20 protein-coding genes and 1 pseudogene are annotated in these 20,851 nt (G+C 67.6%); 5 read left to right on the forward strand and 16 right to left on the reverse strand.

What is annotated here, in order from left to right:
• Window positions 1–121 precede the first annotated feature (121 nt).
• Window positions 122–841 (forward strand): hypothetical protein, encoded by a 720-nt coding sequence (locus IPK85_06570; GenBank protein ID MBK8247045.1) that lies wholly within the window; start codon window positions 122–124, stop codon window positions 839–841.
• Here IPK85_06570 and IPK85_06575 read toward each other — a convergent pair.
• The 11 genes and pseudogenes from IPK85_06575 to IPK85_06625 all read right to left on the reverse strand — a co-directional run bounded on the left by IPK85_06575 (window position 826) and on the right by IPK85_06625 (window position 11,841).
• On the reverse strand, window positions 826–1,764 hold the full coding sequence (locus tag IPK85_06575) for an ABC transporter permease (GenBank protein MBK8247046.1): 939 nt from the start codon (window positions 1,762–1,764) through the stop codon (window positions 826–828). The two genes, IPK85_06570 and IPK85_06575, sit on opposite strands and share 16 nt — an antisense overlap.
• Window positions 1,761–2,810, reverse strand: a complete 1,050-nt coding sequence (locus IPK85_06580; protein ID MBK8247047.1) for an ABC transporter permease — start codon at window positions 2,808–2,810, stop codon at window positions 1,761–1,763. Before IPK85_06580 ends, IPK85_06575 begins: the two co-directional genes overlap by 4 nt.
• A 4-nt stretch (window positions 2,811–2,814) precedes the next feature.
• Window positions 2,815–3,189 carry a hypothetical protein gene (locus tag IPK85_06585; GenBank protein MBK8247048.1) on the reverse strand — a complete coding sequence of 125 codons (375 nt, stop codon included), beginning with the start codon at window positions 3,187–3,189 and terminating at the stop codon, window positions 2,815–2,817.
• Window positions 3,190–3,264: 75 nt separating this feature from the next.
• Window positions 3,265–4,473 (reverse strand): MFS transporter, encoded by a 1,209-nt coding sequence (locus tag IPK85_06590; protein ID MBK8247049.1) that lies wholly within the window; start codon window positions 4,471–4,473, stop codon window positions 3,265–3,267.
• Window positions 4,470–5,915, reverse strand: coding sequence for an ATP-binding cassette domain-containing protein (locus tag IPK85_06595; protein MBK8247050.1), 1,446 nt, complete (start codon window positions 5,913–5,915; stop codon window positions 4,470–4,472). The genes IPK85_06590 and IPK85_06595 overlap by 4 nt, the downstream gene beginning before the upstream one ends.
• Window positions 5,912–6,691, reverse strand: coding sequence for a Nif3-like dinuclear metal center hexameric protein (locus IPK85_06600; GenBank protein ID MBK8247051.1), 780 nt, complete (start codon window positions 6,689–6,691; stop codon window positions 5,912–5,914). The genes IPK85_06595 and IPK85_06600 overlap by 4 nt, the downstream gene beginning before the upstream one ends.
• Window positions 6,688–7,464: pseudogene (locus IPK85_06605) on the reverse strand (BMP family protein). Before IPK85_06605 ends, IPK85_06600 begins: the two are co-directional and overlap by 4 nt.
• 235 nt (window positions 7,465–7,699) lie before the next feature.
• On the reverse strand, window positions 7,700–8,002 hold the full coding sequence (locus IPK85_06610) for a polymer-forming cytoskeletal protein (GenBank protein MBK8247052.1): 303 nt from the start codon (window positions 8,000–8,002) through the stop codon (window positions 7,700–7,702).
• Window positions 8,003–8,080: 78 nt separating this feature from the next.
• Window positions 8,081–9,028, reverse strand: coding sequence for a ParB/RepB/Spo0J family partition protein (locus tag IPK85_06615; protein MBK8247053.1), 948 nt, complete (start codon window positions 9,026–9,028; stop codon window positions 8,081–8,083).
• Between the two features lie 57 nt (window positions 9,029–9,085).
• On the reverse strand, window positions 9,086–9,892 hold the full coding sequence (locus IPK85_06620; protein MBK8247054.1) for a ParA family protein: 807 nt from the start codon (window positions 9,890–9,892) through the stop codon (window positions 9,086–9,088).
• 704 nt (window positions 9,893–10,596) lie between these two features.
• Window positions 10,597–11,841: a hypothetical protein gene (locus IPK85_06625; protein ID MBK8247055.1), complete on the reverse strand. Its 1,245-nt coding sequence runs from the start codon at window positions 11,839–11,841 to the stop codon at window positions 10,597–10,599.
• Window positions 11,842–11,936: 95 nt separating this feature from the next.
• Here IPK85_06625 and IPK85_06630 point away from each other — a divergent pair, with 95 nt between their 5' ends.
• Complete coding sequence (locus IPK85_06630) at window positions 11,937–12,200, forward strand: hypothetical protein (protein ID MBK8247056.1); 264 nt, start codon at window positions 11,937–11,939, stop codon at window positions 12,198–12,200.
• 407 nt (window positions 12,201–12,607) lie between these two features.
• Here the strand turns inward: IPK85_06630 and mnmG are convergent, their stop codons facing one another.
• The 3 genes from mnmG to IPK85_06645 are packed head-to-tail and all read right to left on the reverse strand — an operon-like array spanning window position 12,608 to window position 16,656.
• Complete coding sequence (gene mnmG / locus IPK85_06635) at window positions 12,608–14,542, reverse strand: tRNA uridine-5-carboxymethylaminomethyl(34) synthesis enzyme MnmG (protein MBK8247057.1); 1,935 nt, start codon at window positions 14,540–14,542, stop codon at window positions 12,608–12,610.
• Window positions 14,543–14,596: 54 nt separating this feature from the next.
• Entirely contained in the window at window positions 14,597–15,739 is a 1,143-nt protein-coding gene (locus IPK85_06640) for a ThiF family adenylyltransferase (protein ID MBK8247058.1), read from the reverse strand.
• Window positions 15,736–16,656, reverse strand: a complete 921-nt coding sequence (locus tag IPK85_06645; GenBank protein ID MBK8247059.1) for a bifunctional helix-turn-helix transcriptional regulator/GNAT family N-acetyltransferase — start codon at window positions 16,654–16,656, stop codon at window positions 15,736–15,738. The genes IPK85_06640 and IPK85_06645 overlap by 4 nt, the downstream gene beginning before the upstream one ends.
• 162 nt (window positions 16,657–16,818) lie before the next feature.
• Between IPK85_06645 and IPK85_06650 the strand changes: the two genes are divergently transcribed.
• Window positions 16,819–17,103, forward strand: a complete 285-nt coding sequence (locus IPK85_06650) for a hypothetical protein (protein ID MBK8247060.1) — start codon at window positions 16,819–16,821, stop codon at window positions 17,101–17,103.
• Here the strand turns inward: IPK85_06650 and IPK85_06655 are convergent.
• Together IPK85_06655 and IPK85_06660 are read right to left on the reverse strand one after the other, a co-directional pair.
• On the reverse strand, window positions 17,031–17,357 hold the full coding sequence (locus IPK85_06655; protein MBK8247061.1) for a hypothetical protein: 327 nt from the start codon (window positions 17,355–17,357) through the stop codon (window positions 17,031–17,033). The genes IPK85_06650 and IPK85_06655 overlap by 73 nt on opposite strands.
• 62 nt (window positions 17,358–17,419) lie before the next feature.
• Window positions 17,420–18,439 (reverse strand): alpha/beta fold hydrolase, encoded by a 1,020-nt coding sequence (locus IPK85_06660; GenBank protein MBK8247062.1) that lies wholly within the window; start codon window positions 18,437–18,439, stop codon window positions 17,420–17,422.
• 81 nt (window positions 18,440–18,520) lie between these two features.
• Between IPK85_06660 and IPK85_06665 the strand changes: the two genes are divergently transcribed.
• On the forward strand, window positions 18,521–18,868 hold the full coding sequence (locus IPK85_06665; GenBank protein ID MBK8247063.1) for an arsenate reductase: 348 nt from the start codon (window positions 18,521–18,523) through the stop codon (window positions 18,866–18,868).
• Window positions 18,869–18,887: 19 nt separating this feature from the next.
• The gene (locus tag IPK85_06670; GenBank protein MBK8247064.1) at window positions 18,888–20,825 is read left to right on the forward strand and encodes an ABC-F family ATP-binding cassette domain-containing protein; all 1,938 of its coding nucleotides are present in this window, start codon (window positions 18,888–18,890) and stop codon (window positions 20,823–20,825) included.
• Window positions 20,826–20,851 lie beyond the last annotated feature (26 nt).

Here is a 20,851-nt window from a genome sequence, read left to right on the forward strand (position 1 = left end):
TGCTCTCGACGGTGCCGCCACCGCCACCTCCCGCGGTCGCGCCGATTGTGACGGACGCCGCCTGGGACACCGCGGCGGGGCTGGCCTTCCTCGTGATGGGGCCCACGCCGACCAAGCCGCAATGGTCGTCCCCTTTGTGGACACCGCGGCCTCACTCGACACGATGCAGGTGCCCCTGGGCCCGTGGCGCGGGGTCGCCTTCGACTTCTTTCGCCAGGGACAGTCCATCGGGACTGCCAGCGCCGGCGATTCCATCGCGATGGATGCGCCGGACGACTGCTCGGCCTGGCCGGCGCTGCGCGTGACGCGTGGCGATTCCACCGGGTGGACCGTGGCCTTTCCCACGGGCCGCTTTGCCGCGTTAGCCATGGACTCGCTCGCTGGGCTTGCGCCGCGCGACTCCGCCGGACTGACGCGCGACCTGGCACGGGTGGCGTCCGCCGCACCGGGGGACACTGCAGAGTTGATGCGGGGGCTTCCGTATGTCGTGCATCGCGCGTGGCGCACGACCCTGTCCAATGGCCGGCAGGTGGTCATGGCGGAGATCGACCGCACCCTGAACCAGGAGGCGAGTCCCGTGCATGAGCACTTGCTGCTCGTAGCCGAGCGGGACACAACGGCTGGTAGCAGGTGGGAATTGGCCTGGTCAGAGCGCATGGTGGGCGGCGAAGAGGCGATCGAATCGATGGAGCTGATGGTGATCGGGACCGCCCGCGGTCGCTCCGAGCCCATCATCCTGTTCGCGCGGTACCTCGGCGATGGCGTGATCTACGCCGTGCTGCAGCGCGAGGGCAGCGGCGGCTGGCGGCTCCGCTGGACCAGTCCCTACGTCGGGTGCTGACGCCTAACGACCGGACGCTGCCTCACGCCCCAACCCGCCGGGCGCGCGGGCGCGCCCGAGCCCACCGGCGAGCACGGCCAGGGTGACGAGGTAGGGCAGCGCGACGAACAGCTGGTACGGCAGGTTGGACCCGCCCGCCTGGAAGCGGTATTGCAGCGCCGTGGCCGCGCCAAAGAGCAGGGCCGCCGCCAGCGCGCGCCATGCGGGGTCCACCGCCCGAGCGCGACGACGGCCAGGGCGATGAACCCGCGCCCCGCCGACATCTGCTCGGAGAAGGTGCCCACCTGCATCACCAGGGCGGCCCCTCCCAGCCCACCAAACAGGCCACTGCACAACACGCCACGCCATTGCACGCGTCGCACGTTGATCCCGGCCGCCGTGGCGGCGGGAGGGTGTTCGCCGACCGCGCGCCACCCCAGTCCGGCCCCGGTGCGATACAGGAACCACCACGAGCCCGCCGCGGCGGCATACAACAGGTAGGTCAGGATCGACTGGCCAAACAAGGCAGCACCAACGAGCGGAAGCTGAGACAGGAAGGGAAGGGCCAGGGGCCCGAGGGTCGGGATATCCAGTGCGGCGCCGCCGGGGCCGAAGAACAGCGGGTACAGGACGCCGGTGGCCCCGTAGGCCCCGAGCGTGATCGCTGTCCCCGTGATGATCTGGTCGGCGCGCGCCACGAGGACTATCACCCCAAAGAGCAGGGCCACGGCCAGCCCGGCGCCGGCGGCGACCAGCACCCCGGCGGGGGCACCAAACGCGGCCGACCCAACCACGGCGCCCAGGCATCCCGCGATGATTGCGCCTTCGAGCCCGACATTGATGATCCCGGTCCGTTCGCAGAGCGTCTCCCCAAGCGCCGCCAGCGCCAACGGGGTCGCGGTGCGGACGCTGGCGTCGAGGAAGGGAGCGAGGGCGTCCATCATGCCGCGGCCACCACGCGGTGCTGCCTGGCGCGCCACACGACGACCGACAGGATGACCGCCGCCTCGAGCACCGAGACCAACACCGCAGGCACGCCGGCGTCTCGCTGCATGGAGGCCGCACCGGCGGCCAGCCCGCCAAGGAATGTCCCGCTCACGAGCACGCCGATCGGATGCAACCCGGCCAGCAGCGCGACCGCAATCGCGGTGAACCCGTAGCCTGGGGAGAGGTTGTCGTACAACGCGCGCGTCACCCCAAGCACCTGCACGGCACCAGCGAGTCCGGCCAACGCCCCGCTCCAGAGAAACACCTGGGTGGACAACCGGGCGGTATCAACCCGACCAGCCACAGCCGCAGCGGATGCATTGGCCCCGAGGACGCGAATCCGGAATCCCCCGGCAGTCTGCGTGAAGTACCGGTGCAGCACGATGGCCAGCACCACGGCGAGCGCGAACCCCACGTGCAGCCGCGTCCCGGGCAGGAGGAGCGGGAGTTCGAGCGCGCGCGGGATGGCTGCCGACTGCGGCAATACACGTGTAGGCTCCTGGAGCGGTCCGCGCACCAGCCAACTCACGACGTTCAAGGCGATGAAGTTCACCATGATCGTCGTGATCACCTCGAGCACCCCGAACCGCCGCCGCAACCAGGCGGGACCCGCCGCGCAGGCGGCCCCCGTCACCAGTCCGGCCGCCAGCACCGGGACGATGCCAAGTGGCCCGAGCGTGTCACCAAGTGCCAGGGCGACGGCCGTGGCGGCGGCCGCACCACCCAGCAGCTGTCCGTCGGCGCCAACATTCAGGATCCCGGCGCGAAAGGCGAGGGCCACGGCAAGCCCGGCGATGATGATCGGCACCGCCCGCACCAGGGTCGACGACGCAAAGACGCCCGGCGACGCCACGGCCCCGCGCACCATCGCGCTCAGCGCGGCACCCACGTCGAATCCGCCAAGCACCAGGAGGAGCGCCAGCAGCGCGACCACCCCGGCCGCGGCCCCGAGCGCGGGCCCCGCGTGCGCGATCCATCGGGGAACACGCGACGGCGTGACCACGCGCCTAACGATTACGCGGGAAGACCCGGTAGTTCACCACGCCGGAGTCACAGACCGTCTGCGCTTCCGAATACGGGATGGCAAAGTACGTGTAGGCCCGCACCGTGCTGCGCACACGCTGGCAGGGAATCGCCCCACTGCTGTCCCCTCGCGCGGCGAGCGGCAGGGTGTCCACCCGCATCACGCGCGTGGCGCGGACCAGCCCGAGGCGCTCCAGCGGGTGATTCCACAACGTGCGCGCGATCGACTGCGCATTGAACGCCTGCGCCTGCGCCGACGTGGGCAGGTGCGCGATCCCATTCCCGATCACCCAGCGCGGCACGGCAGCCCCGAGCGTGAAGACCACCACCTTCCACGCCACGCCGATGGCGAACAGCACGAGCCACGGACGCCAGCGGCGCCGCTGGGTTCCTGCGGGAGGTGGGGTTACGTCGGGGCCATCGCCACAACCTATTCAACCGTCGCTGGTCGCAGTCAGTGCCCGGCGACTCGACTCATCACGGGCCAATCGGCGCATCGCCAGGATGCCCAGCGCCGGCCCGATGGCGAGCGGCATGTAGGCCATCTCCCATCCCCACGCGGAGCTCCACCCGGGCACCAGCCTGATCGTGACAACCGTCAACAAGAACCCCAATGCGGTCTGGATGGTCACGCTGGTGCCGACGTACGCGCGGTCCGACCATTCAGTGACCGCTGCGGAAAATTGCGCGGAATCCGCAACGATGCTCATACCCCAAACCACCGCCACGGCCACCAACACCACGGCCGGGCCGTGCATGAGGGGCCCAATGGCCAGGGCACATGCTCCGCTCACGGCCATCGCGACAATGCTCGTTTGTGCCCGGCCAAGCCGATCGGCAACGAGCCCGGCCCACACACATCCCACCCCACCGGCGCCAATGGTCAGGAACGAGAGGGCCGCCGCGCTCGCGGTCGGCCAACCGCGCTCACTGGCAACGGCTCCAAAGAACAGGCCGATCGAGCTCCACATCGCGTAGAGCTCCCACATGTGTCCGAGATAGCCACCGGTCGCCAGCATCACCTGGCGGTTCCGCCACACGCGGCCGAGCGCCCGGGGGTCGAACGGCACCGATGGCGCCTGGTGCGGCCCCTCGGTCACCCGCCAGGCAAACACGACCGCACCAGCCGCCGCGCACGCCGCAGCGAGCAGCTGGAAGCGGCGCCAGTCGTCCGGGGCGACCGCCAGGCGAAGCAGGTGCGGCACCGCCGAGCCCAACGTGGTGCCCGCTACCAGCACGCCAATCGCCAGGCCGCGGCGCGTCAGGGTCCAGCCAGCGGCGATCTTGATCCCCGGCGGATACACCCCTGCCAGGGCCATCCCGACGACGATGCGACAAACCAGCGCATGCGTCATCCCGATTCCCGGCAGGACCAGGGCCGCCGTGGCCAGCGCGGCTACCAAGGCGCTCCCGGCGGCGAGGCGGCGCGGACGCCAGCGATCTGCGAGCAGGAAGGCCGCGGAGATCATGCTCCCGGCGACAAAGCCCAGCTGCACGGCGAGCGTAAGCCACAACTTCTCACCTGCTCCCCATTGTTGGACCATCAACGGCGCCGTCACGGTGGCACTGAACCATGGCGACATGCCCAGCACCACGGCGACCACGAGGATCGCCGTTTCCCGCCCGGCGTGCCGCGTGCTCATGCGACCCGTGGTGCGCTCGCCCCGATCATCGCCCGCCCGATCGTTTCCCGGTCCCCGGCAATCTCCCGCACCTGTCCCGCGTGGACGACCCACACCCGGTCGGCGACCGACAACACCTCATCCAGGTCGGTCGAGTAGCAGACCACCGCCACCCCGGCGTCCGCAGCCGCGCGTAGTTGGTCAAGCACGGCGGCCGTGGCGCGCACATCCAGCCCTCGCGTGGGATTCTCCGCAACGATGGCGTCGGGCCGCGGGTCGAGTTCGCGCCCAAGTACCAGCTTCTGCTGGTTGCCGCCCGAGAGGGTGCCCACCACGTCATCCACGCTTTCCGACCGGACGTCGAACGACTGCCGGACCTGGTCCGCCCGCCTCGCCACCGCGTCCCAGTCCAGGGCGCGCGCCGTGGAGAGCCCCCGCAGGGCAAGGTTTTCGGTGAGCGTGAACTCGAGCACGGCCGCGTCGCGGTGCCGGTCCTCCGGGATGAACGACACGTCGCCGGGGCGCCGTACCTCGCCCGATGTGGGATCTCGCCGACCGGCGAGGAGCCGCAACAGGGCCGCCTGGCCGGCCCCCTCAACTGCAGCGATCCCCAGCACCTCGCCGGCGTGGACCTCGCCTGTGGTCGGGTGGAGCAGCACCTGGCCCGAAGGAGCGAGCACGCTCGCGTTGGTGAGGGAGAGGACCACCGGTCCCGCGTGACGCTCGCCACGTCGCGGGGCGAACGTGCCGACATCACCGCCGAGCATGGCGCGCACCAACTCGGTTTCGGGACTGGCCGACGCGGCGGCATCCCACACCGTGCGACCCGCGCGCAGGACGGTTACCTGGTCGGCCACCGAAAGCGCTTCGCGCAGTTTGTGCGTGATCATCACGATGGCGCGGCGGCCATCGGCGACGAATCGCCGCATCCACGCCAGCAACGCCTCAACCTCCGGGGGCGCCAGAACCGCCGTCGGTTCGTCGAGGATGAGGACGCGCACGTCGCGCGCCACCGCCTTGAGGATCTCCACGCGTTGTTGCGCCCCCACCGGCAGGTCACGCACGAGCAGCTCGGGATCCACCACCAGGCCGGTCTCGTCCCCCAGCGCACGCACGCGCGCCACCGCCGTACCGCGTCGCCATCGACCACCATCGCCTAACGACACATTCTCGGCGACGGTCATCGCCGGCACCAGGGTGAAGTGCTGGTGCACCATCCCGATCCCTCCCGCGAGGGCGTCGGCCGCGTTGCGCCAGGTGTGCGCGGTGCCATCGACGTGCACCGTGCCCTGGTCCGGTGCCACCAGCCCGAACGCCACGCGCATCAAGGTGGATTTCCCGGCGCCGTTTTCGCCCAGCAGCGCGTGGACCGTGCCCGGGCGCACCGCCAGCGTCGCACCGTCGAGCGCCACCACGTCACCGAATCGACGGGAGATGTCGCGCAGCTCGAGCGCGAAGGTCACGATCCCGTGGGGAGGTACAGGAACTCCGTCGGGAGGCCGAACTCCCTGCCCACCACCTCGAGCAGGGCCTGCACACCGAGCGTCTCGGTGGCGTAGTGGCCAGCGTAGATCACCGTCACCCCCAACTCGGCGGCATCGACCGTGGTGTGGTGCGGTCCTTCGCCGACGATCAAGGTGTCGATGCCACAGGCGCGAGCCTCGCGCAACGTGGTGGCATCTGCACCGGCCCCGGTGACGATCGCCCATCGATGACAGTGCTGCCCCGCGACCTCATGAGACGCGCGGGCACTGCCGCCGAGCGCGACCGAAAAGGCATGCGCCCGTGACAACAGATCCATGAGTGGCAGGTCAGCTTCACCCATCACCCCGATCGGTACCCCCTGGTACTGACCGAACCGGCCGCTGACCGTCAGGCCGAGTCGGCGCGCGAGCTGCGCGCAGTTCCCCAGTTCGAGGTGCGCGTCGAGGGGCAGGTGCGAGGCGTACACCGCGATGTCGTGCGACAGCAGGTCGCGGAGTCGCTCGTAGTGATGACCCACCAGCCGCTGGTTGCCGCCCCAGAACATCCAGTGGTGCAGCACGAGGAGGTTGCCCCCCGCGGCGATCGCCGCATCGATGGTGCGACGCGAAAAGTCGACGGCCGCGACCACCTTGCGAACCGGCCCCTGATGATCGAGCTGGAGCCCGTTGAGTGCTGGCGGATAGTCCGGAAACCCGGACGACGCCAGGCGCTCGTCCAGGAGCGCCGCGACCTGGCTGGCCGTGGGCAAACTCACTTGGTCGAGTCCCGCGAGGGGACGGGAATGATCACCGAACCGCTGGCGAGTGCCGCGACCACGGAATCCACCGCCGTGCGGGCCGTGGCGGGGAGCTGGCCCTCCACGGCAGGGTTCAAGACCAATCGCACGACGCGACTCGCCGTACCGAGCGCGACGACGCGTGGAACGAAGGTCCCTGCCTTCACTTCGCGCGCGATGTCGATGAAGGCCAGCGGCAGGTCGATCAACACGCTGCCTAACGTCACCTCGGGAGCTATCCCGTTCTGGTCGGCGTTGGAGCCGAAGACCCAGGCCTTCTTTGACTCCCGCGCGGCCTGGAATACTCCCAGGCCGGCGGCGTCGGCGTTCTGGAAGATCACGTCGACTCCGGCGGCGATCTGTGCCAGGGCCTGCTCCTTTCCGGCGGTGACATCGTCCCAGTTGCCGACGTAGGAGATCGAGACGCGGATGTCCGGCTTCACGGATCGTGCGCCGTTGGCAAATGCTTCGAACGACGACTTCACCGGCGGCAGCTCCGTGCCACCGATCGCGGCGAGACGGCCGGTCTTCGTCATGTGAGCCGCGAGCACGCCGGCCGCATACGAGGGTTCCTCGAAAGCAAAGCGAATTCCCGCGAGGTTGGGTCCGGTCGTGCTTCCCGATGTGGTGATGAACAGGGTCTTCGGGTATTCGGGAGCGACGCGCATCGCGGCGTCCTGGAACTCGAACCCATGACCGAAGACGACGCGGTATCCTTGCGCGCCGTACTGCCGGAAGTTCTCCTCGAACTCCGCAGGGTCTTCGTCTGGATGTGACTCACGCCGGCCCCCAGCGAATCACGGATGCGCAGGAGTCCATCGTAGGCGCCCCCGTTCCATGACTTGTCGCTAATGGGGCCCGGCGTGAGCAACGCCACGCGGAACGCGTCACTGGCCGGGGCCTCGCTCTTCTGGCAGCCGAGCACGACGGCAAGGACGGCGAGGGTGGTGCAACGGATCAGGCGCATGAGACGGACCCCTCGTGAGGTCAGGCGTCGGCCGCGAGGCGGATGGCCGGGGAGCCCTGTGCACGGGCTGCGGCTTCGCCCATTCGGACGGTGCCGTTGATCTGCCCGCCTTCGAACACCACGATGCTGCGTGTGTTCACGTCACCTTCAATAGACGCCGTGGCCTGAAGTTCCACCCGCTCGGTGGCGACGATGGAACCGACCACCCTGCCGCCGAGGACGGCGTCAGCGGCGTGGATGTCGCCGAGGATCACGCCAGACTTGCCGAGTAGGACCTGTCGTGCGCCGCGCACGGCACCCTCGATGGTTCCCTCGACCTTCACGACGCCGTTGGATTCGATATTCGGAGCGGGTCATGGTTCGCTCGTTGCTGGGCTTGTTGAAGATGGACATGGAGGGGCTCAGGCGTCGTCGAGGGGAGTTCCGAGGACCAGCTCGACGAGGCGGTGGAGGTCGTCGGCCGAATAGAAGCTCAGCATCACGGCTCCCTTGGAGCCGGGCTGGAAGTCGATGCGGACATCGGTCTGGAGTCGTCGGCGCAGCAGTTCGGTGAGGCGCCGCAGTTCGGCGTCGTGGGCGGAGGCGCTGCGTGGTGTGGCGGGCGTCGTCGGCTTGCCGGAGGTGGCGGCCGGCCGGGTGTCGTGGGCGAGCCGCTCGACCTGGCGCACGTTGAGTCCCTCGTCGACCGTCCGCTTGGCCACCTCGATCATGGCGCGCTCGTTAGGCAGGGCGAGCAGGGCGCGGGCGTGGCCGAGGGTGAGCTGGCCCTCGCGGACGAGCTTGCGGATCCCCTCGGGGAGGGTGAGGAGGCGGAGGAAGTTGGCGACCGTGGAGCGGTCCTTGCCGACAGCATCTGCGACCTGCTGCTGGGTGTGGCCGAAGTCGCGGGTGAGGCGTTCGTAGCCGAGGGCCTCGTCGATCGGGTTGAGGTCGGCGCGTTGGAGGTTCTCGACCATGGCGAGGACCAGCATGTCCCGGTCGTCGAACTCCTTGACGATGGCGGGGATGGCGCTCCAGCCGAGCCGGGTGGCCGCGCGCAGGCGCCGTTCACCTGCTACCAACTGATAGGTACCTTCGGCCCCCTGGCGGACCGTGATCGGCTGGAGGAGCCCCGAGGTGCGGAGGCTCTGCTCGAGTTCCTGCAACTCCTCGGGGTTGAACGAGCGCCGCGGCTGGTACGGATTGGGCTGAATCGCGGCGATGGGCAGCTCGCGCAGCGCACTCGGCGGCGCGGCCTCGGCCGCGGCCTGTGGAGCGGCGGCGGCTGGGGCAGCGGCGGGTGGTCCGGCGGCAGCAATGAGGGCCTCAAGGCCTCGTCCGAGGCGTCGCGGCTTCTCAGCGGGGGTCATGGTTCAGGGAAGGTGATGGCAAGCCAGTTGTGCAGATGTGGAAGCTGGTGTGGAACGTCAAGTATGGGGTTCGACCGGTCGATCAGGAGAAACGTACGTTTGCGTTCTGCTAATAACCTCCTTTGCCAATGACAGATAGGTCGATGAACCCACTGAAGCAATGTCGTAGGAGATGATAGGCTTGCCGAACGACGGAGCCTCTGCGAGGCGCACGTTTCTGGGGACAACTGCCTTGAAAACCTTGTCGCCGAAGTATGCCCGGGTATCGGCTGCGACCTGGCGAGAGAGGTTGAGTCTGGCGTCGAACATGGTGAGGAGGACGCCGTCGATGACCAGTTGGGGGTTGAGCCCCTTCTGGATCAGGTCAATGGTCTTGAGCAGGTGCGAAATCCCCTCGAGGGCGAAGTACTCGCACTGGAGCGGGATCAAGGCTCCATCCGCCGCCGTCAGCATGTTGAGGGTTATGAGGCCGAGCGATGGTGGGCAGTCGATGAGGATGAAGTCATATTGGGGCCTCAGCTCAGCGATCGCCTTTCGCATCTGGTGCTCGCGACTTTCGACGCCGACCAGCTCGACCTCTGCGCCGGCCAGGTCTGGGGTGGCGGGCATCAGGTCGAGCTTGGCGAAGTGAACGCCTCGCCGGATGGCCTCGGCAACCGGGCAGAGCTCCAGGAGGACATCGTAGGTGGTGTAGCCGATCTCCTCGGGCGTGATCCCCAGCCCGGAGGTCGCATTCCCCTGGGGGTCGGCGTCAATCAGGAGCGTGCGCTGCTCAGCGGCAGCCAGTGAGGCTGCGAGGTTCACGGCGGTCGTGGTCTTTCCGACGCCGCCTTTCTGGTTGGTAATCGCGATGACTCGTGACACGCCGGCCGCTGGTGGATCTGGGGGGCGGAATATGGGTGTGAACGGGGCAGGGGGCTAGGAGTGTTTCACGTGGAACTTCCCAGTAGCGGCGCCTGTCCTGGGAGCCTGGGAGGTGGCGGCACAGTCATTGTTTCACGTGAAACGAGGCAACTCCACATTGTGGACACCTTGTGGAGTACCACTGCCACCCGCGCCTTCCCCTCCCAAACGGCTCCCCTGCCCATGCCTTCACGGCTAGAGGGGGACCCATGAACGCCCCAATCGGCGGCCAGTCCAGGCAGATTGTCTGCCGGGCTCTGCCGGGCCGCCCGTTGGCGAGGGCGAGACGGCGGACGTCGTCAGGCCTTCCATGAACCGGGGCAAAGTTCACCCTGGGGGCCGTCCACGCCTATCCCGAGGGTGATAACTCATATGCGCAGGCAGCCGACTCCCACCGGAATGCTGAAGTACCCGCCAGATGGCTATTACCGGGTGCATCCCACGGACATGACCACCTGGAAGGCGTGCAAGTGCAGCCCGTCCTGCGGACTCAAACCCGGACAATGCCTCACCAGAGGGTGTCGGTGCCACGCCTGCTACTGGGCGAATCCCGAGAACCCGACCTTCATTCGGTTCCTGCGTCACGATCCGGATGATCCGGTCTCGTAGGAGATCGCGGTATCTCTGCGACCGCTGCTTCGGTTACGTCCTCCGACGAGCCAAGCTCAGGGTCGAGCGCTCCACTCCGCCAACGCGGAATCCCGGTTGATCGGGACAAACACAGGCGGAGAGCCTGCGCTCCCGTCCGCGGAGCGGAGCAGGTACCACGGACGCCGCGGATCCCGGAGCTCCTCGTGGCGGGCGTTGAGATCGTGCAGGTCCTTGAGGTAGACGTTGGAGCCCCAATCCCTGGCGAGCAGTCCGACCCAGATGAAGGTGCCGGCCCGGTCCTCGAGGACTCGCTGCTGACATCGGGCTGAGTACGGCCGCCCCGGGAGCGCTCGCTCTGATTGGTCCGGCGACCAAGGCGACGGGATCAGCCTGGCAGAGTCACCGACAAGCCGGCTCCAGTCCACCTCGGTGGCTGCCGCCCCCCGCTCCCGACCCTGCAGTGCCTCGTCCAGTGCACATGCATCGACGCTCCTGTAGACCCACTCTGCTTGCGAGCGCGACACACCAACAGCCCATAAACGAGCCATCAACTGTGAACCCCAGCTCTCTCGCACCAATACCACAGCTTCCCGCACGCCAGCCTGTTCGGCCATCCGTGTCACCGGCCACCTGAGCGGCGCGAGGCCGGCAGCGTACTGCCTCCCTCGGTCGCCCATGACGCTCATACCAGCCAGGGCGACCGCCGCGACGGACGCTCCGACCACAAAACCACGCGCCCCGGGCCATCTCCTCACCACCGCCCCGGGCGCCCGAGCAGCAAACCACGCGCAGAGCGGCACCAGCAGGAAGACGAAACGGGGGCCCAGGTAGAACCCATCATGCCAGTAAAGACCATATAACCCGCACACCAACAAGCCAGTAAAGAGCCAATTTCGCTCAAATAGCCGCCCACTCCAGGAAAGTAAGGCGCCGAGCAATACGATCAGCAGGCTCGGGAGCGGGGTCTCGAAGAGATAGGTCTGCAGCCGAAGGAGATAGAGGCTCACCAGCTCCACCCCGGTCGCCGGCGTGTGGGGCATCCCCCACGGCGACGCGTGGAAGCCCAGCCCGTGCTCGGCGCCCCACAACTTCTCGTACGCGAAGAGCAGGGGGTCCCCGGTCGTCGCCTGGTTGTACCACAATAGAATCCCAAGCGGGATCGACATCGCGCACAACATCGCGATTGCATGTGCCCATCGTTCGGTGCCGCGCACGAGGCGCCAGGCCACCCACGCTCCGATCGGCAGCGCAACCGCGAGGGCATCCACCGGTCGCACCGTCGCACCGCATCCCAGCGCGAGGCCAATGACAATCGCCATGGCGATCGACGCGCGCTCCGCATGACGCGTCGCACCCCACCAGGCGAGCAGGGGCCAGGCACAACGTCCCCACGTGGTTCATGTGGGACGCGGCCATGAACGCCATGAACGGCGCGAGGGCAAACACCACGACGCTGCCTAACGACACGGCCGCACTGGCCCCGGAACGTCGCACGATCGCCCAGAAGAGCGCGACACTCACGCCGCCCAGTGCCGGTCCCACGAGCCACGGGCTCCGAGCCACACCCCGGGCACCAGCAACAACGGTCCCCGGGGGAAACTGGGCATACCACTTTCCGTCGGAATCGAGCACATGCAACGCGCTCGAGAACTCGGGAAAGGCCGGTGCGTCGAGGTAGAGACGGCCCTGCGCAAAGATCCTGGCCTGGATCACCTGCGCGATTTCATCCAAATGGAGCGGTGTCCCGTCGAAGACGAACCACGCGATGCACGCATACAGCAGGAACGCCAGGCCGCCGAGGAACGCACCCGCGCCGACTGGTCGGCGCATGGAGAGGTTCGCCAGCGAGTCCCACCATCGCGCCGTGAACGAGATCCGTCGACCGAGGATGGCCGTGACCAGCCCTACTCCAACGACAATCGCGGTCCCGCTCAGCCACCCACTCGCCACCTGCGCGTACCACGGCGCCTGGCGGCCGCCGGGGATCCAATTCACGATCGGGAAGAACCCGAACGCCACCAACAGGGCAGCCAGGAGCCACCCGGTGGGGTCCGGCGAAGGTTGGGGGCGGGTTCGGTCACATTGTCAGGACGTTTCCCCTGCCGCACGTGCAACGCGCCGCCAGCGTTCCACCTCGAGCACGATGTTCTGGAGATCGGAAGGGCTCACTCCCGGGACGCTGGCCGCCTGCGCCAGGGTTCGCGGCCGGAGTCGGGCCAGCTTCTGGCGCGCCTCGAACGAGACTGAGCGCATCTGTTCATAGGGCACCTCCTCCTCCAGCTGAAAGGCCCCCATGCGCTGGAGCTTTTCCGCCGCCGACCGCTCGCGAGTGAAATACCCCGCGTACTTGATCTGCAGCTCCGCGCTCACGACGGCGTCGGCGCTGAGTCCTGCTCCAACCCCGGATGCGCTCAGGAGCGCGCTCAACTCCACCCCCTGCCGACGCGCCAGCTCCACCACCTTGACCGAGTGGGGAATCGGGCTGCTCGCCAGGGACGCCAGGAGCGGATTCGCGATATCCGGCCGAATACTCGTCTCGTCGGCCAGGCGAAGCGCCTCATCCTCGGCACGCATGCGCTCCGCCGCCATCGCCTGCTCGGCGTCAGAGAGCATGCCGAGTTGAGTGGCCAGCGGGGCAAGGCGCCGGATCGCATTGTCCTGTCGCACGGTGAGCCGGAACTCGGATCGCGAGGTGAAGAGCCGGTAGGGCTCGTCCACGCCGCGGTGCACGAGGTCGTCGACGAGGACGCCGATATACGACGTCTCCCGACCGAGCGAAAACGGCGGTCGTCCCTGCGCACGCAATCCTGCGTTGATCCCCGCGACCAGTCCCTGCCCCGCAGCCTCCTCGTACCCGGTGGTCCCGTTGATCTGCCCGGCGAAGAAGAGCCCGGGAATCGCCCGAACTTGCAGTGACGGATCGAGCTGGGTCGGCGGGAAATAGTCGTATTCGATGGCGTAACCTGCCCGCGTCATCCGGACGTCGCGCAGGCCAGCCACCGAACGCAGCACCTCGAGCTGCACCTCAGCCGGCAACGAGGTCGACATCCCGTGCACGTACAACTCGGCGGTGTCGTGCCCCTCGGGCTCAAGGAAGATCTGGTGGCGTTCGGCAGCCGGGAACTTCACGATCTTGTCCTCGACCGAAGGACAGTACCGCGGTCCCATCGCCCCAATCGCGCCGCCGTACATCGCCGACTTGCCGATGTTGTTGGAGATGATCTCCTTCCCCTCACTCTCCAGGAAGGTGATCCAGCAGTTCAGTTGCTCCGGATGACGGCTGTCGCCATTCTGGCGCCTAGGAGTCTCCCAGAAGTGTGACCAGGAATAGTCGAAGGCTTCGACCTCGGAGTGCTGTTCCTCGAGGGCGGAGTAGTCCACCGACCGGCCGTCGATGCGCGGAGGGGTGCCCGTCTTGAACCGTGCGACGGTGAGCCCGGCCGTCTCCAACTGCTCGGCAAGGTGCGTTGACGAGTTCTCCCCCGCCCGTCCGCCGGCGATGCGCGTTTCCGTCCCGATGTGGATCCGGCCGCGGAGGAAGGTGCCTGTGGTGATGACCACGGCCTTTGCACCGAACTGTCGGCCTTCCAGGGTGGCGACGCCGTGGAGTTCTGCGCCGTCGATCAGGAGGCTGGCGACCGTTCCCTGGATCGTGTGGAGCCCTTGCTGTTCCTCGATCAGCGTCCGGGCGGCGCGGCGATACAGCCCGCGGTCGCACTGGGCTCGTGGGGCCCAGACCGCGGCGCCCTTGCTCCGGTTCAGCATTCGAAACTGGATCATCGCCAGGTCAGTCGCGCGGCCCATGATCCCACCCATGGCATCGACCTCTCGCACGACCGTTCCCTTGGCCACACCGCCGATGGCCGGATTGCACGACATCTGGCCGATGGTCTCGAGGGCGCTCGTGATCAGCCCCACTCGGCAGCCCAGTCGGGCGGCGGCGACGGCGGCCTCCGTGCCGGCGTGGCCGGCCCCGACCACAATGACGTCGAAATCCTGCTCGGTCCGCGTCGACCCCATGGAACGCAAGCTAGCAACGTCCGCAAGCAATGCGGGCCGTTGGCCGGCGAAGGATCAGGCGATCGGGCGGGCCACCAGTTCGTCGAGATCGAGGTGCCCGACGAATGGCTCCACGGCCTCGCCGAGTAGCAGCTTGCGAGCAAACCACGCGAGCTGCCCGGCGGCCAGGCGGGCCTCTCCGGCTAACTGCGGGTAGCCACCAAGCGTCGTGCCCACCCCCTCCAGCGAGCGCCGCGAGCGCTCGGAGATCGCGTCCCATCCGCCAAGCCACACGGTCAGCGCCCGAAGGAACTCACTCGCGGTCGCATACGCGTCCCGTGGGGGCTGCGGGCCCGTGACTCGACCATGAAAGGCCGGCAGCCGGGGATGTGTCGCGTACGGCTCGAGACTCAGGAAGCCGCGTTCGTCGCCGGCGAAGATGATGTTGAGCCGACGTTCCCGGGCCTTCTCGCGCATGAGGTACTTGAGCGGGAGGCTGTCGCACTCCTCGATCAGGAGGTCGAGTCGGTCGAGGAAGGCGTCGACATTGGCCGGCGTGACGCCCTCGGTGTACACACGGAGCCGCAGGTATGGGTCGATCTTCACGATGCGTCGCGCAACGAGGATCGCCTTGTTCTGTCCGAGGTCGTCGAAGCCGGCGCCGAGGCGGTTGAGGTTGGACAGGTCGAGCGCGTCGAAGTCGGCAAGCACCATCTCACCGCAGAGGTGCTCCTGAGCGACGGCGACCGCGGCCTCGCCGCCAACCGACAGCCCCACCACGCCGACACGTCGTGAGCGCAACAGGTCCTGTTCGTCGCGCGTGATCTTCTCCCGGTTGCGGCTCGTGATCACCTCGAGATACGACTCGGGGTCGAGGAGGTGCACCAGGCGTAGCTCCCACGGGAGCAGGACCCAGAGTCCGCACGCATCCACATCGCCCGCGCGGACGACGTGGTCGGCGATGCATCTCCCGCGATCATCGGCCGTTCCGCCAGGGAGTCGCACCGCGGCCAGGTCGGCGAGCTGCCGATCGATGGAATCCACCAGGGTTATCGCATGTTCGAGACACAGCGCTTCGAGCTGCGGTCGCTCACCCGGCGCCAACTGAACGAAGACCGGTTCGTACGACGTCATCGCATCGGCAAGCACGGTCGCCACACACGCGCGAAACGCCGCGAGGTCAAACACCTCACGTGGTCCTGCTGCCACTGCCGTCACAGCGCCAGCTCCCAGGTCTGGCCGACGAGGTCGTGGCCGAACGTGTGGTGTGCCTCCTCGTGCACGAGGCGGTAGCCCTCGTGCTGGTAGATGCGCCGCGCGGCGTGGAGGATCGAATTGGTCCAGAGGGTGATCGCCTGGTATCCGGCCTCGCGAGCGAACTGGGTGCACTCGCGTACCAGTCGTTGGCCGATCCCGAGTCCGCGCGCGCGCTCATCAACGAAGAGCAGCCGGAGTCGTGCGACGCGGTCGCGCTCCCGATGCCGCATCAGGAAGACGGAGCCGACGCGCTCTCCCTCGCGCTCGGCGATCCAGCATCGCTCGCGGTCCGGCTCGAAGTGTCGCAGGAACTGCGCGACGATCTCGGCACAGAGCGCCTCGTACTCGCTGGTCCACCCGAACTCGCGGTTGTACAGGCGCGCCTGCTGCTCGACGACCCACCCCATGTCGCCGACGTGATGCGGGCGGAGGACATACGGTACGCGCGGTTCCTGGCGATCGCCCAGGACGGCCTCGAGCTGGGATAGCGCCGTCACCAACCGTTGCTGGTCGTCCTCGGCCAGCCCGGCGAGCATGGACCCGACCTCGGCTTGCGAGGTGGCGTTGAGCTGCGCGAAGGCCTGGGCGCCGCGCTCGCTCAGCGAGAGCAGGTAGTGGCGCCGGTCCTCGGGCGACTTGCGCTTGCGTACAATGCCGCGTCGCACGAGGGATCGGAGGACGCGACTCAGGTACCCGGCATCGAGCCCGAGCGCGGCACCGAGGGTGCTGGCCGTGGCCTGGTCTCGCTGGGCGAGTTCGTAGATGAGCCGCCCTTCGGTGAGGCTGAAGGGGCTGTCGAGGAATCCCTCGTGGAGGAGCCCGATCCGCTTCGTGTACAGGCGACTGAAGCGGCGCACGGTCTCGATTCGTGCGTCCATATGGCGTGTGGCCAGGCGTGGGTTGGAAACGGCAAGAGTCGACGTCCGGTACTTGCTAGAGTACATCGAATGCTTGCCATAGGCAAGTATTATGACGCCCGCGCCATTCCCCGGCCGCATGCCCCCTGCGGAAAAGCACGGGGGGCCCGTTAGACTCCCGCCATGCCGCTTCCTCTTGCCGCCGAGTATCCGTCCCTCGTCATTCGCCGCGAGGCGTTTGAGCGCACTGGCCTGAACCGGACCGCGTTCGATGAACGCCTTGGGCTGACGGATGAGGAGTTCCGCGTCGAAGGGGCCCTGATTGTCATCGGACCTATCCATGAAACCGATGCCCTGCCCCAGGTCATAGAGGAACTGGAGCGGGCGGGGCTCACCTACTTCGACGACTTCTTCGACCTTTCGGGGAACTGGCCGGCCTGGCTGCGGCTCTTCGCCATGGGTTCATAGGTCACCGGATCGACGTCGGTTGTCAGCGGCCCGCGTCGCAACAACCCTACCCATCCGCAGCGCAAGCACCAGCTCTTGCGGAACCACGGCAGCCAGTGGTCGTGTAGGCGCGAGGCCACGCGCACCGTGGGCGCGTCACAGTCGATGCACCGATCTCCCTGGGGCAGCAACACCAGGAACACGAAGGTGGCCGCAATGACGCGAAGGACGAAGAGTCCCCCAATGACCGCGACGAATATGGTGGCTTCGGTCATGGGTCAGTGGGTAGACGGCAGACGGCAGACGGCAGGAAGCCGCGTGTAGCGTGCCTTGTAGCTTACCGCGTCTCCAGCACCATGGACAGGTCGTTGTTCAGCTGTGACACGCCGAACTCGATGGCGCGTCGCTCGCAATAAGACGATGTCCGCCACGGTACCGCGCCCTCCACGAAGCCGACGTGTCCTCCGACATCAACGAACTCCGTGACCAGCGCCGAATTCCGTCGGGCAATTCCCTCGACGTCGTATAGCAGGTCCGGGGGATGAAATGGATCGTCGTGCGACGACAACAGGAGCGTCGGGACGCGAACGCCTCCCAGGAAGTTGATGGCGCTGCTCTGACGGTAGTAATCGGCGGCGTCGGCGAAGCCATGCACCACGCTCGTGTAGGCATCGTCAAACGACCACATCGAGTTGGAACGGCGGATCGCCTCCGGATCTGCCAGGCCCGGGAACTGCGCGACCTTGGCGAGGGCCTTTGGACGGAGCGTCTTGAGAAACCAGTTGGTGTAAAACGACGCGTGGGTGTCGAGGTGCTGGCAGGATCGTGCCAGGTCAAACGGCACGCTAATGGCCGTGGCGGCGGTGATAACCCCTTCGAGCGCCTCGCCCTGTTCGCCGAGGTACTTGAGGAGCACGTTCCCGCCCAGCGAGACGCCGGCCACGATGAGCGGCGCGTCGGGCCGCTCGTTCTTCAATCGCTCGACAACCATCGCCACGTCCGTGGTCTCGCCGCTGTGGTAGGAGCGTGCCTGGCGATTGGGTTCGCCGCTGCATCCGCGGAAGTACAGGAGATTGGACTCCCAACCCCGCGCCGCCGCCAACTTCAGGATCGGGAGGATGTAGTGCGAGCGGAGACTACTCTCCAATCCATGCAGCAGGAGGAAGGTCGGGGCGTCGGGTGAGGACGCGTCCATCCGCTGGATATCGAGAAAGTCGTCGTCCGGGGTGATCCAGCGCTCACGCCGAAGAGGCAGTGCTGGAAGGCGCCGGGCCAACCGACCCCAGATCGTCTGGAGGTGCGGATTGACCAGCCACGGGGCAGGACGGTACGGGCGATGGCGCGCGGGGGGGTGCATAGGGTGATTACAATGACAGCTCGCGAGGGATTCGGGAACCACCCGGCGCCGAGTTTTCAGCGCGAAAGCGCAGCTTTCCTTATGGAAGTCCAGATCTTCGGAACGAAGAAAAGCGCAGAAACCCGGAAGGCCCTTCGCTTCTTCAGTGAGCGACGGGTGAAAACGCATTTCGTCGACCTGAACGAGCGGGCCGCCGCTCTGGGTGAGTTGCGCCGGTTCGCCCAGAAGTTCGGGGTCGCTGCCCTGATCGATCGGGATTCCCGCCGCTTTCTGGATCTGGGGCTGGCACAGGCCCGCTACGGCGACGATCGGTGGCTGGAAAAGCTGGTCGAGGAGCCGCTCATGCTAAAAACCCCACTCGTACGTTTCCAGCACCAGTTGACCCTTGGGGTGGACGAGGCGGTATGGAAGGGTTGGGTGGGGCGCTGATGCACGCGAGGCACCACGGGTGACGCAGCTCTCGCTGTCCGGGGTCGGCGTTCAATACGGCGCGACGACCATCCTCTCAGGCGTCACCTGCACCATTGGGGCAGGGGAGCGCTGGGGGCTGATCGGGCGCAATGGGTCGGGGAAGACCTCCCTCTTCCGGTTGATCACCGGCGCTCAGGCGCCGAGCGTTGGGTCGATCGCGCGGACCCCCGGGCTCCGGTACGCGGTGCTGGACCAGCATCGCGAGTTCCCAGGCGCGACCACGATCTGGGAGGCGGTCGCCGAGGCGTTCCGCTCGCTGATTGACCTGGAGCTGGACCTCGCCCTGCAGGCCAACGCCCTGGCCGAGGCGGGCGCCCACGCCACGAAGGCGCAGCTCGACCGGTACTCGCGCGACCTGGAGCGGTTCGAGCGCGACGGGGGATACACCTACACATCGACAGTAGACGCCGTCCTCGAAGGGTTGGGTTTCAGCGCGGCGGCCGCGCGCACGACACCGCTGGTGCACCTCAGTGGCGGTGAACGTGGCCGGGTGGCGCTGGCCCGTCAGCTGGCCATCCCCGCCGACGTGCTTCTCCTCGACGAACCGACGAACCACCTGGACCTCGAGACGACGGCCTGGCTGGAGGAGTTCCTGCGCACCTCACGCGAGACGCAGCTGATCATCTCACACGACCGGGCCTTCCTCGATCGCGTGGTCGACCATGTGCTGCACCTGGAGGACCTCAGCGCCCAGGCGTACACCGGTGGTTATGCGGCGTTTGTCCAGCAACGCGGCGAGCGACGCCTGTCGCAGCAACGCGCATTCGACAAGCAGAGCAAGTCGATTGCGCGCGAGGAGGACTACATCCGGCGCAACATTGCCGGGCAGAACACCAAGCAGGCCCAAGGGCGACGCAAGCGCCTCTCCTGGCTCCCGCGCCTCACGCCACCCCCAGACGATGCGTCGGCCATGTCCGTGCGCTTCGAGCCCAGCGCCCGAGGCGGGGACCAGGTGGTGGCCTTCGAGCGCGCGAGCGTGTCGATCGGTGACCGCGTGCTGCTCAAGCCCTTCACCAACTGGGTGCGGCGCGGCGACGTAGTCGGCCTCATTGGTCCCAACGGGACGGGCAAGACGACGTTGCTGCGCACGATCGTTGGGGTGCGGCCGCCGACACACGGCGAGATCCGCGTTGGTGGGGCGATCCAGCCGTCGATCTACACGCAGGACTTTGCCAACGTCCCGCGCGACCGCTCCATCTACGACGTGATCGGGGCGTTGCGTCCGATGTGGGAACGTGGCGCCATTCAGGGGCACCTCGGTCGCGTGCAGTTCTCCGGCGACGAGGTGAAGCGCTCGACGTCGTCGCTCTCGGGTGGTGAGCTGGCGCGGGTGGCACTCGCGATGATGATGCTCGACGGGGCCAACTTCCTGATCTTCGACGAGCCGACGAACCACCTGGACGTCGAGTCGATCGAGGAACTGGAAGACGCGATCGAGTCATATGAAGGCACTGTCCTCCTGGTTTCGCACGACCGGGAGTTGCTTCGCAAGCTCGTGACGCGGGTCTGGGAGCTGCGCGACGGCGAGATGCGGGTGTTTGATGGAGACTTCGTCGAGTGGGAGGACTTTCGCGCGCGGGAGCAGGCCACCGCTGCGAAGCGGGCGTCGGACGTGGCCGCTGCCGAGCGCGAACGCGAGAAGGACCAGGCTCGGCTCCGTGCGCGCGACGCGCAGAAGACGAAGTCCTCCGGTCGCGATGCCCGCCGCGACCTGGAACGTGCGGAGGCCCGGGCGGCCGAGCTGGACGCCGAAGTGGCTCGGCTGACCGCGCTGTTGGCCGATCCCGGGACGTACGAAGGCCCGGACGGACGGGCGCGGGCGGAGCAGCTGAACCGCGAACTCAAGGGCGCCACCGCGAAGCTCGCGGAGGCGATGACGGCCTGGGAAGCGGCGATGGAGGCCGCTGGGGGTTAACAGCCCGGTTACTTTCCTGCACAGAT

Source organism: Gemmatimonadota bacterium, assembly GCA_016712265.1.
Classification (GTDB): domain Bacteria; phylum Gemmatimonadota; class Gemmatimonadetes; order Gemmatimonadales; family Gemmatimonadaceae; genus RBC101.